General features: G+C 66.3%; 11 protein-coding genes. 5 read left to right on the top strand and 6 right to left on the bottom strand.

The window, feature by feature from the left end; genetic code table 11:
• Positions 1–4 precede the first annotated feature (4 nt).
• The 3 genes from paaB to paaZ are packed head-to-tail and all read right to left on the bottom strand — an operon-like array spanning position 5 to position 3,278.
• Positions 5–292 carry a 1,2-phenylacetyl-CoA epoxidase subunit PaaB gene (paaB, locus tag AB0J78_RS27760; protein ID WP_132618937.1) on the bottom strand — a complete coding sequence of 96 codons (288 nt, stop codon included), beginning with the start codon at positions 290–292 and terminating at the stop codon, positions 5–7.
• Positions 289–1,236, bottom strand: coding sequence for a 1,2-phenylacetyl-CoA epoxidase subunit PaaA (gene paaA, locus AB0J78_RS27755; RefSeq protein ID WP_363794016.1), 948 nt, complete (start codon positions 1,234–1,236; stop codon positions 289–291). Before paaA ends, paaB begins: the two co-directional genes overlap by 4 nt.
• On the bottom strand, positions 1,233–3,278 hold the full coding sequence (gene paaZ, locus AB0J78_RS27750) for a phenylacetic acid degradation bifunctional protein PaaZ (protein ID WP_363794014.1): 2,046 nt from the start codon (positions 3,276–3,278) through the stop codon (positions 1,233–1,235). Before paaZ ends, paaA begins: the two co-directional genes overlap by 4 nt.
• Before the next feature lie 434 nt (positions 3,279–3,712).
• On the opposite strand from paaZ, the gene paaI reads away from it, so the two are divergent.
• Genes paaI through AB0J78_RS27735 form a run of 3 tightly spaced genes read left to right on the top strand, consistent with a single transcriptional unit; the run spans position 3,713 to position 6,102 of the window.
• Complete coding sequence (paaI, locus tag AB0J78_RS27745; RefSeq protein ID WP_363794012.1) at positions 3,713–4,102, top strand: hydroxyphenylacetyl-CoA thioesterase PaaI; 390 nt, start codon at positions 3,713–3,715, stop codon at positions 4,100–4,102.
• A 13-nt stretch (positions 4,103–4,115) separates the two neighbouring features.
• Positions 4,116–5,462, top strand: coding sequence for a phenylacetate--CoA ligase PaaK (gene paaK, locus AB0J78_RS27740; RefSeq protein ID WP_363794010.1), 1,347 nt, complete (start codon positions 4,116–4,118; stop codon positions 5,460–5,462).
• Between the two features lie 22 nt (positions 5,463–5,484).
• Complete coding sequence (locus AB0J78_RS27735; RefSeq protein WP_363794008.1) at positions 5,485–6,102, top strand: TetR/AcrR family transcriptional regulator; 618 nt, start codon at positions 5,485–5,487, stop codon at positions 6,100–6,102.
• A 21-nt stretch (positions 6,103–6,123) separates the two neighbouring features.
• On the opposite strand, the gene AB0J78_RS27730 is transcribed toward AB0J78_RS27735, so the two are convergent.
• From AB0J78_RS27730 to AB0J78_RS27720, 3 genes are all read right to left on the bottom strand, one after another.
• On the bottom strand, positions 6,124–6,858 hold the full coding sequence (locus AB0J78_RS27730; RefSeq protein WP_363794006.1) for a FadR/GntR family transcriptional regulator: 735 nt from the start codon (positions 6,856–6,858) through the stop codon (positions 6,124–6,126).
• Positions 6,859–7,045: 187 nt separating this feature from the next.
• Positions 7,046–8,608 carry a cation acetate symporter gene (locus tag AB0J78_RS27725; protein WP_363794004.1) on the bottom strand — a complete coding sequence of 521 codons (1,563 nt, stop codon included), beginning with the start codon at positions 8,606–8,608 and terminating at the stop codon, positions 7,046–7,048.
• Positions 8,608–9,027 (bottom strand): DUF485 domain-containing protein, encoded by a 420-nt coding sequence (locus AB0J78_RS27720; protein ID WP_363794002.1) that lies wholly within the window; start codon positions 9,025–9,027, stop codon positions 8,608–8,610. The genes AB0J78_RS27725 and AB0J78_RS27720 overlap by 1 nt, the downstream gene beginning before the upstream one ends.
• Before the next feature lie 834 nt (positions 9,028–9,861).
• On the opposite strand from AB0J78_RS27720, the gene AB0J78_RS27715 reads away from it, so the two are divergent.
• Together AB0J78_RS27715 and AB0J78_RS27710 are read left to right on the top strand one after the other, a co-directional pair.
• Positions 9,862–12,804: a nitrate- and nitrite sensing domain-containing protein gene (locus tag AB0J78_RS27715; protein ID WP_363794000.1), complete on the top strand. Its 2,943-nt coding sequence runs from the start codon at positions 9,862–9,864 to the stop codon at positions 12,802–12,804.
• A gap of 32 nt (positions 12,805–12,836) precedes the next feature.
• On the top strand, positions 12,837–13,277 hold the full coding sequence (locus tag AB0J78_RS27710) for a roadblock/LC7 domain-containing protein (RefSeq protein WP_132618957.1): 441 nt from the start codon (positions 12,837–12,839) through the stop codon (positions 13,275–13,277).
• The last annotated feature ends 147 nt before the right edge of the window (positions 13,278–13,424 follow it).

Raw genomic sequence — 13,424 nt, 5'->3', positions numbered from 1 at the left:
CGGCTCACATGTGGGGAACGTTGTCGGGAATGTCGTAGAAGGTTGGGTGCCGGTAGACCTTGTCCCCTGAGGGAGCGAAGAAGGGGTCCTTCTCGTCAGGGCTGGAGGCCGTGATCGCGGACGACTTCACCACCCAGATGCTCACTCCCTCGTTGCGCCGCGTGTAGAGGTCGCGCGCGTGGTGCACGGCCATCTCGTCGTCGGCGGCGCGGAGGGACCCGACGTGCACGTGGTTCAAGCCCCGCTTGCCTCGCACGAAAACCTCGTAGAGGGGCCATTCACTCCGGCTCATGCCTTCGCCTCCGTCATCTTGCGCGCGTGCGCGGCTGCCGCCTCGCGCACCCACTCGCCGTCCTCGTGGGCCTTGCGGCGCCGGGCGACCCGTTCGGTGTTGCACGGCCCGTTGCCCTTGATGACCTGCTTGAGCTCGTTCCAGTCGACCTCGCCGAAGTCGTAGTGCTCGCGTTCGGCGTTCCACTCCAGGTCGGGGTCCGGCAGCGTCACGCCCAGCATCTCGGCCTGCGGGACGGTCATGTCGACGAAGCGTTGCCGCAGTTCATCGTTGGTGTGGCGCTTGATCTTCCAGAGCATCGACTGCTCTGTGTGCGACGATTCGGCATCCGGCGGGCCGAACATCATCAGCGACGGCCACCAGAAGCGGTTCACCGCGTCCTGGACCATGTCCCGCTGCGCCTGAGTTCCCTTCATCATCGTCATCAGCAGTTCGTAACCCTGCCGCTGGTGAAAGGACTCCTCCTTGCAGATCCGGATCATCGCCCTGGCGTAGGGGCCGTAGCTGGAGCGGCACAGCGGCACCTGGTTGCAGATCGCCGCGCCGTCGACGAGCCAGCCGATCACGCCGACGTCGGCGAACGACAACGTCGGGTAGTTGAAGATCGACGAGTACTTCTGCCTGCCGGTGATGAGCTTCTCGGTCAGGTCCTGCCGGTCGCCACCGAGCGTCTCGGCCGCTGAGTACAGGTACAGGCCGTGCCCGGCCTCGTCCTGGACCTTCGCCAGCAGAATCGCCTTGCGGCGCAGCGAAGGCGCCCTCGTGATCCAGTTCCCCTCCGGCTGCATGCCGATGATCTCGGAGTGCGCGTGCTGGGCGATCTGGCGGACCATCGTCTTGCGGTAGTCATCGGGAAGCCAGTCCCGCGGCTCGAGCCGCTGGTCCTTGTCGATGGTGCGCTCGAAGTGCTCCTCGAGTTCCTGGTCGGACAACGTCGCTGTCATCGCTTCTCCTTGGACACCAGGGTGAGCACGTCGTACTTGGCGACGGATTCCTGGTCGTCGTTGGTCACGTCGGCGTCCCAGCGGACTTCGCCGTAGTCGGCGTTCTCGCGGGGCGTGATCTGCTTGCAGGTCAAGGTCACGGTCAGTGCGTCGCCGGGCTTGACGGGCGTGAGGAACCGCAGGTTCTCCAGTCCGTAGTTCGCCAGCACCGGTCCGGGCTCAGGCGACACGAACAGTCCCGCGGCGAAGGAGACGACGAGGTATCCGTGCGCGACGATGCCACCGAACAGCGGGTTCTCCCGCGCTGCGTCTTCGTCGGTGTGCGCGTAGAAGGTGTCGCCGGTGAACTCCGCGAAGTGCGCGACGTCCGCATCGGTGACCTGCCGCGGGCCGGCCACCACCGAGTCGCCGATCTTCAGTTCGGCCAGGGACTTCCGGAAGGGGTGGACGCCGTCGGTGGCACGAGGGGCTCCTTCCACCCATCGTCCGGTGACCTGGGACAGCACTGCTGGGCTGCCCTGCACCGCAGTGCGCTGCATGTGGTGTAGGACGCCGCGAATGCCGCCCATCTCCTCACCACCGCCGGCGCGGCCGGGACCGCCGTGCACGAGTGCCGGCATCGGCGAACCGTGTCCGGTGGACTCCTTCGCGTCATCAGCGTCGAGCACCAGCAGTCGGCCGTGCCAGGGCGCGACACCGAGCACGACGTCGCGGGCGAACACGGCGTCCCCGCTGACCACGGAGCCGGCGAGGCTCCCCTGCCCGCGCGCGGCGTAGTCGACGACCTGCTCCACCGAGGTGTAGGGCATGAGCGTCGACACGGGTCCGAACGCCTCGACCTCGTGCGGTTCTGCCCGATCGGGGTCCGCCTTGAGCAGCACCGGTGAGATGAAGGCTCCCTTTTCGGCGTCGGCGTCGATCAGCTCGACCTGCTCCGGGTCGCCGAAGACGATGTTGCCCGCTCCCTGCAACGCCTTCAGGGATCGGCGGACTTCTTCGCGCTGTTCGAGGCTCGCCAACGCGCCCATGCGAACGTCAGGGTTGCTCGGATTTCCGATCTTGATCTTCGTCAGGCGCTCACCGGCCGCCTCGGCGACGTCGTCGAGCAGTTCCGCCGGAACGAACGCCCTCCGAATCGCAGTGCACTTCTGACCGGCCTTGACGGTCATCTCGGTGACCAGCTGCTTGACGTAGAGGTCGAATTCCGCGGTCCCCGGCTTGGCGTCCGGGCCCAGGATCGAGCAGTTGAGCGAGTCGGCCTCGGCGTTGAAGCGGACCGAGTTGCGCACGATGGCAGGGTGAGCCCGCAGCTTCTGCGCGGTGGACGCCGAGCCGGTAAACGACACCAGGTCCTGTCCGGTCACGTGATCGAGAAGGTCCCCTGCGCTTCCGCTGATCAGCTGCAGCGACCCTTCGGGAATGAGCCCGGACTCCACGATCAGTTCGACGAGCTTCTCGGTGAGGTAGGCGGTCTGGCTGGCCGGCTTGATCAAGCTGGGCACGCCGGCGAGGAAGGCAGGGGCGAACTTCTCCAGCGGCCCCCACGCGGGGAAGTTGAAGGCGTTGATCTGCACTGCGACGCCACGCAGCGGCGTGGCGATGTGCTGGCCGAGGAAGGTGCCGCCCTTGCTGAGCGGTTCGACGTTCCCCTCCACGTAGACGGTGTCGTTGGGAAGTTCCCGCCGACCCTTGCTGGAGTAGGCGAAGAGGACCCCTATCCCGCCGTCGATGTCGAACTTGGAGTCCCCGAGGGTGGCGCCGGTCCTGGCCGACAGTTCGTAGAGCTCTTCGCGGTGCTCGCGGAGGTGTGAGGCCAGCGCTTTGAGCAGGGCTGCACGCTGGTGGAACGTCAGTTCCCTCAGCGCCGGCCCACCGACCGCGCGCCCGTGTTCGAGCGCTGCGGCCATGTCGATGCCGGCGGAGCTGATCCGCGCGACTTCGGCGCCCGTGACGGCGTCGTGCAGCGGCGCTCCTTCGGCTTCGCCCACCCTCCAGCCGCCACTGGTGTAGCTGCGCAGAACCTTGCTCGCACCTTGAGCCATCGTGCCTCGCCCTCCAGAATTACTAACCGAACGGTCGGGAATTAATGCTAGCGCGCAACGCCGGGGAGCGAAAGTGGCAACAGCGCGATCCGCCCCGCCCGAACGGAGGACGCGAGCAAGGTCGCCTTTCGCGCATCGGCACCGGAGGGCGATGAAGGCTCCCTTGCTCAGGCATCGCCCAGCAGGCCCTCCCGAACTCGTCGCGAGGCCCACGATCAAGCGCACGCGCCTACGCTGAGCTCATGCCGCAGGCGGATGCAACGACCGGAGCAGGGCGGTACCGGATGGGATCCATCCGGTACCGCCGGTCTTGACATCCGTTTGCGCACTGACTTTTACTTGGGCAGATTTAATTACCGTCCATTCGGTCAGTAAGAAGGCGGTGCAACCCGGTGTCACGCTCGGCGAACCGACTCAGCGACTCCGCGAGGACCATGCTCGAATCCGACGTCGCCTCGACGTCGCTCGGCATCGTCGTGACCGCAGCGCACGACGGCAACGCAGTAGCCCGGATGCGGGTGACCGAACAGATGGTCAACGGGCACGACATCACGCACGGCGGTTACGTCTTCCTGCTCGCCGACACGACATTCGCAGCCGCGTGCAACAGCCACGGGCCTGTCACCGTCGCCGCCGGAGCGGAAATCTCGTTCGTCACGAGCGCGTTCCTCGGCGACGAGCTGGTGGCGACCGCGCAAGAACGAACTCAATACGGCCGAAACGGCATCTACGACGTCACGGTGCACCGGGACACCCCTGCCGGGCCGGAGGTCGTCGCGGAGTTCCGCGGTCGCAGCCGGACCGTCGGCCAGATCAAGCGTTGAGGAGTTCCTCCCCATGACGACCACGCACAACGAAGTGCCGAGCGCCCGCCGACTTGGCGACGCGCCGCCGATCGACGACCTCTCATCGGCCGAAAGGCTGAGCACCGACGAGCTTCGCGCCCTGCAGCTCGAGCGCCTGCAGTGGACGCTGCGCCACGCCTACGCGAACGTTCCCTTCTACCGCAGGAAGTTCGACGACGCGGGCGTGCACCCCGATGACTGCCGAGAACTGAGCGACCTCGAGAAGTTTCCCTTCACCACCAAGCAGGACCTGCGCGACAACTACCCCTTCGGCATGTTCGCCGTTGCGCAGGACCAGGTCCGCCGGGTGCATGCCTCCAGCGGAACGACCGGCAAGCCGACGGTCGTGGGCTACACCGAATCCGACCTCGACGTGTGGGCCACCGTGGTCGCGAGATCGATCTTCGCCGCAGGCGGGCGCCCAGGGCACAAGGTGCACATCTCCTACGGGTACGGGCTGTTCACCGGAGGCCTCGGCGCCCACTACGGCGCCGAGAAGCTGGGGACGACGGTCGTCCCGGCTTCAGGCGGCATGACCGCACGGCAAGCGCAGATCATCAACGACTTCCGTCCCGAGATCATCATGGTGACGCCGTCCTACATGCTGACGCTCCTCGACGAGTTCGAGCGTCAGGGGATCGATCCGCGCAGCACTTCCCTCAAGGTCGGGATCTTCGGCGCCGAGCCCTGGACCGAGCAGATGCGCCGCGAGATCGAAGAGCGCGCCGACATCCACGCGGTCGACATCTACGGCCTCTCGGAGGTGATGGGGCCCGGTGTCGCACAAGAGGCGGTCGAGACCAAGGACGGCCTGCACGTCTGGGAGGACCACTTCTACCCCGAGGTCGTCGACCCGATCGACGGCGTGCCGCTGCCCGACGGGACGACCGGGGAGCTCCTGTTCACGTCGCTGACCAAGGAGGCATTGCCGATCATCCGCTACCGGACGCGCGACCTGACCGCGCTGCGGCCGGGCACGGCACGGCCCGCCTTCCGCCGGATGGACAAGGTGACCGGGCGCAGCGACGACATGATCATCCTGCGCGGGGTCAACGTCTTCCCGACGCAGATCGAGGAGATCGTGCTCGGCACCGCCGACCTGTCCCCGCACTTCCAGCTCAAGCTCACCCGCCAAGGCCGGATGGACCGGCTGACCGTGCTGGTCGAGGCACTGCCCGAGACCACCACGGCGCGGCGCGAGAAGGCGCCGATGGAGATCGCCGAGAAGGTCAAGGACGGTGTCGGCGTGAGCGTCGGCGTGGAGATCGTCGAGCCAGGCTCCCTCGAGCGCTCGGTGGGCAAGCTCCGCCGGGTCATCGACCAACGCCCTCGCGACTGAGACGACTTGCGATAATGCGCTCATGACCGAACCGCCCAGCACCCGCGCGACCAAACGCGGTCGCCCCGGCTACGACCTGGAGTCCTTGCTCACGGTTGCGGTCAAGCTGTTCAACGAACGCGGCTACGACGGCACCAGCATGGAAGATCTGTCGCGCAAGCTGCAGATCACCAAGTCCGCGATCTACCACCACGTGCGCAGCAAGGACGAACTGCTGCGGCTCGCGGTCAACCGAGGGCTGGACGGATTGTTCGCCGAGGCGGACAAGCTGGAGACCATCGACGGCCGCGCCATCGACAAACTCGAATACCTGGTGCGGGCCAGCGTCGGCGTGCTCGTCGATCAACTGCCCTTCGTGACCCTGCTGCTGCGGATTCGCGGCAACACCAAGGTCGAGAAGGCCGCGCTGGCCCGCCGCCGGGAGTTCGACCAGATCGTCGCCGACCTGGTCAGCAAGGCCGCTGCCGACGGCGACCTGCGCCCCGACGTCGACCCGGCGACCGCCGCACGCCTGCTGTTCGGCATGGTCAACTCACTCGTGGAGTGGTACCGGCCCCGGCAGGGAGCCGACGCGGAGACGCTGGCCGACACCGTCGCAGCGGTCGCATTCGACGGCCTCCGCGTCCGCAAGCAGGACTGATCGGCGCACGAGGCCCGGGGTTCAGCCGGTGCGCTCGTCGAGCTCGTAGAAGTCGTTGATGTGACCGCGCAGCAGCTCAACAGCGCGTTCGCCGTCACCGGACTCGATCGCTTGAAGGATCGCGCGGTGTTCACGCCGCACGTACCGCGAGGTGTCCCGCCAATCGTCCCTGCGGTCGTACACCTCGATCATCTGACGTTGGATCGCCGTGCGCAGCGACTCCATCATGTGAGCGGCCAGCGAATTGCCAGTGGACTCGGCGATCCGGACGTGGAACTCGGTGTCGAGGGCGTTGAAGTCGCGCGTGGTGAGGTGCGGGGAGTCCATCTCGTCGAGAATCGCGTGCAAAGCGCGGTGATCGGCGGGAGTGGCGTGTCGAGCCGCCTCCAGCAGCGCCCACTCCTCCAGCGCCAGCCGGGTCCGCAGCACGTCGGCGCCGTTGAAGTGACCGAGCGTCAGCTGCATCTTGAGCAGCGTTGAGAAACCGGTGCCGGGGTGGCCGAGGAAAACGCACCCGCCGTCAGGGCCGCGGCCAGGCCGCACGTCGACGATCCCCAGCGCTTCGAGCACGCGCAGTGCTTCCCGCAGCGACGGCCGGCTGACTCCGAGGAGCTGCGCGAACTCTCGCTCGCTGGGAAGGCGGTCGCCGGGGGCAAGACGCCCGTCGAGAATGCGTTGCTCGATCTGCGCCATGACCTGTTCGTAAGTCCGGACCTTGCGCACCGGCTCCCACGAGCTCTGGGTCGCGGAACTCATGCCACTCCTCCCTCTCCGACTCGGTCACTTGGCCGACCCACCATACGTCGCGCTCTGCTCAAAATGGGTGTCTTGCAGGACCGTGAGAGGGGCTCGATCCGGGCCGGTTCGAAGCTGCCGCGCCCGGAGCATGGGAACCTTCCTGCCGGGAAAGTGGCAGGAAGGTTCCCATGCGCGGTACAGCCGATCAAGAAGCTCCGATGCCGGTCAGCGACCGGACCTCCATCTCGTCAGTGCGGTCATCGTCTTCGCGCTCTCCCAGCAGGGTGCCGATGTAGGCGAACAAGAACGACGCCGGGATCGACACCAAACCGGGGTTCTTCAGCGGGAACCAGGCGAAGTCGACACCGGGCACGATCGAGGTCGGGGTTCCCGAAACCACCGGGGAGAAGATCACCAGGAACAGGCAGATACCCAGGCCGCCGTAGATCCCCCACAAGGTCCCCCGGGTGTTGAACCGCCGCCAGTACAGCGAGTAGAGCAAGGTCGACAGGTTCGCCGACGCGGCGAAGGCGAAGGCCAGCGACACCAGGAACGCGAGGTTCTGCCCGTTGACCAGGATGCCGCCGATGATCGAGGTAGCACCGATGATCAGGGCCGTCAGCCGCGCCACCCCGATCTCGGCCTCCGGTTCGGCCTGCCCGCGTTTGAAGACGTTGGCGTACACGTCGTGGGCGAAGGATGCCGATGCGGTCAAGGTCAGACCCGCCACCACGGCGAGGATCGTGGCGAAAGCGACTGCGGCGATCACACCCAGCAGCACCGTTCCGCCGATCTTGTAGGCCAGCAGCGGCGCCGCGGAGTTCTCGCCGCCAGGGGCCGCCAGGATCGAATCCGTGCCGCTGATCGCCCCGGCCCCGTACCCGATCACCAACGTGCACAGGTAGAACACCGACATCGTGACGGTCGCCCACACCACGGACCGCCTCGCCTGCACGGCGTTGGGCACCGTGTAGAAGCGCATCAGCACGTGCGGCAGACCGGCTACGCCGAAGATCAGCGCCAAGGACAGCGAGACGAAGTCGAGCTTGGTGGTCTCGCTCTTCCCGTACTGGGCTCCTGGGGAGAAGATCCGCTCACCGAGCGGGTTCTTCTCCGCTGCGTGCTGCAGCAACGAGGTGATGCTGAACCCGAACTTGCCCATGAGGAACAACGTCATGAGCGCGACGCACAGCATCAGGGCGACCGCCTTGATGATCTGCACCCAGGTGGTTCCCTTCATCCCACCCACGAGCACGTAGACGATCATCAGCGCGCCGACGGCGGCGATCACCAGGGCTTGACCGGCCGCGCTGTGCACGTCGAGCAGCAGCGCCACCAGGCTTCCAGCGCCTGCGATCTGCGCGATCATGTAGATGAAGGAGATCATCAGAGTCGACACCGCCGCGGCAGCCCGCACCGGGCGCTGCTTCATGCGGTAGCTGAGCACATCGCCCATGGTGAATCGGCCTGTGTTGCGCAGGAGTTCTGCGACCAGGAGAAGGTTCACCAACCATCCGACCAGGAATCCGATCGAGTAGAGGAAACCGTCGTAGCCGTGCACGGCGATGGCGCCCGCGATGCCGAGGAACGAGGCGGCCGACAGGAAATCGCCCGACAGGGCGATGCCGTTCTGCGCACCGGTGAATTGCGATCCCGCTGCGAAGTAGTCGGTGGTGGAGCCGGTGCTGCTCACCCGGTAGACGATGAACAGCGTGAGCAGCACGAACGCCGCGAAGATGCTGATGTTGAGCATCGGGTTGGTGTCCATTACGGCCGCTCCTCTCCGGTGGCTTGGCGGTAGAGCTCCTCGGCACGAGGGTCGATCTCCTTGGCCGCGTAGCGCAGGTAGAGGGCCGTGATGACGAGGGTGCTGACGAACTGGCCGATGCCTAGGGCGAGTCCGATGTTGACGGCGCCGAACAGCCGAATCCCCATGAAATCCGGGAAGTACGCGGCGAGGACGACGTATCCGACGTACCAGACCACGAACACGAGCGTCATCGGGAACGTGAACCTGCGCAGCTTGCCGCGCAATTCGCGGAATTCCGCACTGCGCGCGATGTTGGGAAAGTCGGGCCCTGCGTCTCCGGGTACCGCGAGATCGGTTCGCCTGGCGGATTTGTCGATTTGACCGAAGGTCGCTTCGGTTTGTCGAGACGGCGGCGGGGGTTGGGTGGCGTTGCGCATGCATCCTTCCAAGCAATCGGACATCACATCGACGTGTTCTGCGCCGATGCCGCAAAGTCCCCCAACTTCGTCCGAGCTCCCGCAGCCGTTCGCGATCTTCCTTGATCCCGAATTCCGCAGGAGTCGGTGACCGCACGACTTGCGATGCCAACCAGGGCGGGAGTCTAACGATCATTCCGCTTCATCTGGACCATGGCAGCGACACACCACACCAACTGATGAATCCGATGATCACTAACCGTGATTAGACCTGACGAGAAGCCATACCTCCTCGAGGAGGGAGCCGAACCAGGCCACCTCGCAAAATGAGGCCGAGCGGGACCATTTTTGCTGATCAACCGGCTTGTTAGGCGAGGGTAACACGGGGCAGGCAAGGGCACATTCCCACGACATTCGACCCCTTTGTCACCCAGCCGTAGAGATTCTCTCCATCGGGTGACTAAAGCGCATCCCGCCTTCGCGGCAATGAACACGATCAGTGTCCAAAGTGCCCAACGAGCTCCCCCACACCCGTGAAGATGATCTCCATCGACCCGAATGCACTGGTCAGAGCGCTGAATTCAATGCAGAAAGTAGATCATTCCGGTGAGGTAGTGTTCTGCACGCCGACGACCGGTATGCGAATTCGATGCCACCGCGATCACCCCCGACATCGCAGGCACTTCGAAATACCGCCGTCGAGACCGCACGGCCACCCGCGAAAACCCCCGAAACGCAGGCAGCGCCGCCAACCACGATGACCTGCCGCGCACACCCCGAGGCGGGCCGGCCTGCCCACCACACGAACGCGCAGTTGGCGATGAAAGCTTCGACCGCGCGGGAAAGGACTGCGTCGTGAGCAGCGGAGTAGAAGACCCGCCCGCGAACGCGACCCGGGCATCCATGTGGTCGCGCGCCACGTCCCGAATCATCACGTGGCAAAACTGGAAACTCCCGGTCAAGATCGCCGCTGTCGTTCTGGTACCGGTCATCTTCGCGATCGTGCTGGGCGTCCTTCAGATTCGCGGCCAGATCACCGAAGCCAGCAACTACGAGCAGATGGACCGCGTCGTCTCAGCCGGCCGCGCCGTGCGCACCGCCGTCGACAGGTTGCAGGAGGAACGCACTCAGTCCGCCGAATTCCTGGTTCGCAGCCAGGTGACCGAGGCCGACGTCAGGAACCGCTTCGCCGCCTCCGACAAGGCGCTGGCGGAGACCCAACGCCTGTTGAACGCCGCACCGGACAGCGACGCCGTTCAGTACGCCAAGCAGGAAACCGAACGGCAGTCGACCGAACTCGAGCCGATCCGCAAGCTCGTGCTCGGCGGACGCGTCGACCCCGGCATCACCGCCAACTCCTACACCGAGCTCATCGACGTGATGCTCGCGCTGGACCGGACACTGATCAGCCAGATCTCGTCCTCGGAACTGGTGGCCACCGCCACCACCGTGCACGAGCTCGCCAAGATCAGCGAAGAGGTCCAGCTGCAACAGGCCCTGGTGCTCACCGGCCTGTCCCGCGACGAGTTCACCAGTGACAACCTCACCCGCCTGGCCGCGAGCGAGGCCCGCCGCACCGCAGCGGTCAAGGAGTTCCGCGCCGCAGCCGACCCGCAGCAGCGCGTCCGCTACGACCAGCTCTACTCCAATCCTCAGGTGCCGGCACGGGAAACCTCGGTCCAGCTGGCGATGGCCGAGCAGAACAACACCCGATCCACCCTGTCCTCGCACCTGGTGTCGACCGCGACGTGGAAGGAACAGTCCAGCACCGCAGCCCAGGCGCTCAACACGCTGCAGGCCCAGCTCGACCAGCAGCTGCACCAAACCGCGTTCAGCCTGCAGGACACCGCGGGCAACCTCGCCGGTCTCGAATCGGTCATCCTGCTCACCGCACTGCTGATCGCCGGCGCGATCGTGGTCATGGTGGCGAGGCATCTGCTCGGCTCGCTCGAAATGCTGCGGCACAGCGCGCTCGACACCGCCAACCACCAGCTCCCCAACGCCGTCGCCGACATCCGCGCCGGACACGCGACACAGGCCGTCCAGCCGGTGCCGGTCAACACCACCGACGAAGTCGGCGAAGTTGCCCGAGCCTTCGACGACGTGCACACCCAGGCGGTCACCCTCGCCACCGAGCAGGCAGAACTCCGCCGCAGCTACAGCGACTCGTTCATCAACGTGTCGCGACGCAGCCAGAGCCTGCTCGAACGTCAGCTTCGACTCTTCGAGCAGCTCGAACGCGACGAAGAGGACCCCGACCAACTGGCAACGCTGTTCCAGCTGGACCACCTCGCGACCCGGATGCGCCGCAACAACGAGAACCTGATGGTGCTCTCCGGCGCCGATCTGGCACGTCGCTTCACCCGCCCCACCACGCCGGCCGACCTGCTGCGCGCCGCCGTGTCGGAGATCGAGCACTACCCGCGGGTCAACGTGCTGCAACTACCGGACACCAAGATCGTCGGGTACGTGGCCAGCGATCTGGTGCGGCTGCTGGCCGAACTCCTCGACAACGCCGCGAACTTCTCCGCTCCGCAGACCCAGGTCGTGGTGTCGGGACAGCGAGACCGCGACGGCTCGCTGCGCATCGACATCGACGACGACGGCATCGGCATGAACCAGGACGAACTCGCGGAAGCCAACCAGCGCCTGAACTCCGACGAGGAGATCAAGCAGTCCACGTCGCGACGCATGGGCCTGTTCGTGGTGGGCCGCCTGGCACTCAGACACGGCATCCGGGTGGAGCTGATGCCCGGTCAGAAGGACACGGGCCTGCGCGTGTCCATGACCCTCCGGCCGGACCTGCTGATCGACGACGTCTCGCTCCCCGCCCCGCGCACCAACGGCGTCTACCGGCCCGGGCACGACGACGACACGCTGATCAGGCAGTTCGACTGGGAGGCAGCCGAACAGGACGCGATCAGCAACCCGCCGACCCACAACGGGTTCCACCTCTTCCGCAGTGCCGATGACGAAGACTCGTCCCACGAGCTCTTCAGCACCGAGGAAGCCTCCGCGGAGCCGCCGCCTGAGATGGAGGTTCCCGAGACCCCGGAGGCGATCCTCGACGAGCTGTCGTCGGTGTGGTTCCTGGAGCGGGAGGACGGCGACCCGGACGCGGAACCCAAGTTCCGCTGGCCCGACGAGATCGACGACACCCCGGTCACCGTGATCCTGCCGGTCGTGAAGCTGGATGAAAGGGCCCCTTCCTCCGATGAGGCCCCCAGCACGGGCGGCGAGGTGGACTCCCGTGACTGGACCTTCGCCAGCGATGAGGGTCAGCAGCGCGCCGAGGAGGTCGCGGCCTCCGAGCCGACCGACTTCACCTCGTCCGGACTGCCCCAGCGGGTCCCGCTGGCGAACCTGGTCGCAGGCAGCGCTGACCGGACGGACAGCGACGAACTCCGTCCTGCGCGTGACCCCAACCGGGCGCGAGGCAGGTTGGCGAGCTTCCAAGCAGGCGTCCAGCGTGGCCGTCACCGTCTGAACCAAGCCTCGCACGTCGCGGCAACGAGCGCGGAACAGTCCGCCACCACCCAGCAGGCCCCACCCGAGGATGGCAGCGCAGAGACGGCGGAGCCGCAGGCCGGGAACGAGGCCCCGCAGTACACGCCGTCGGGTCTGCCACGCCGGACCCCCAGAGCCCAGCTGGTATCGGGATCGGTCACCGATTCGACCGCCACATCACCGCGCGACGCCGACGTGACGCGCGGACGGTTGGCCAGCTTCCAACGCGGTGTCCGCGAGGGCAAGCACAGCCTTCGCGGCCCACAGCCGTCAACGGATGAGACCCGGTGATCCCCGAATCAGTTAGGAGGAAAGGAGGCGCCATGAACGCCCAAAATTCCCAGCCGAGCCAGTTCGGTTGGCTCGTCACGGACTTCACCGAGCGGGTTCCCGGTGTTGCCCACGCAGTCGTCGTCTCGGCTGACGGACTTCTGCTGACCGCCTCGGCGAAACTCCCCACCGACCGCGCAGACCAGCTCGCCGCCGTCGCGTCCGGCCTGCTCAGCCTCACGCAGGGTGCGGCTCGGTGCTTCGAGGCGGGCGCTGTCACCGAGACCGTCGTCGAGATGGAGCGCGGTCTGATGCTGCAGATGGCGATCAGCGACGGCTCCTGCTTGACGGTTTTGGCGGCGCCGCAGTGCGACATGGGTCTGATCGCCTACGAGATGACCTTGTTGGTCGAGCGCGTCGGCCAGATCCTGACGCCGGAGCTGCGTTCTCAGCTGCAGGGAACAAGCCGAGTGATGACCGGACAGTCGGTGTGAGGCGAAGATGAGCGAAGGTCCGGACCCGACCGGGCAACACCGGCGGCGCCCCTCCGGCTCGCCGGAAAGCGACAGCGTGGCGGAGGTTTTCAACGGGTTCACCCTGGACAGCGGTAGACGCGGGTGGCGCCGGAAGCGTGCTCAGAA

It is taken from the genome of Saccharopolyspora sp. NPDC049426 (assembly GCF_040676935.1).
Classification (GTDB): Bacteria; Actinomycetota; Actinomycetes; order Mycobacteriales; family Pseudonocardiaceae; genus Saccharopolyspora.
This window is presented reverse-complemented; position numbering and strand designations above follow the sequence as displayed.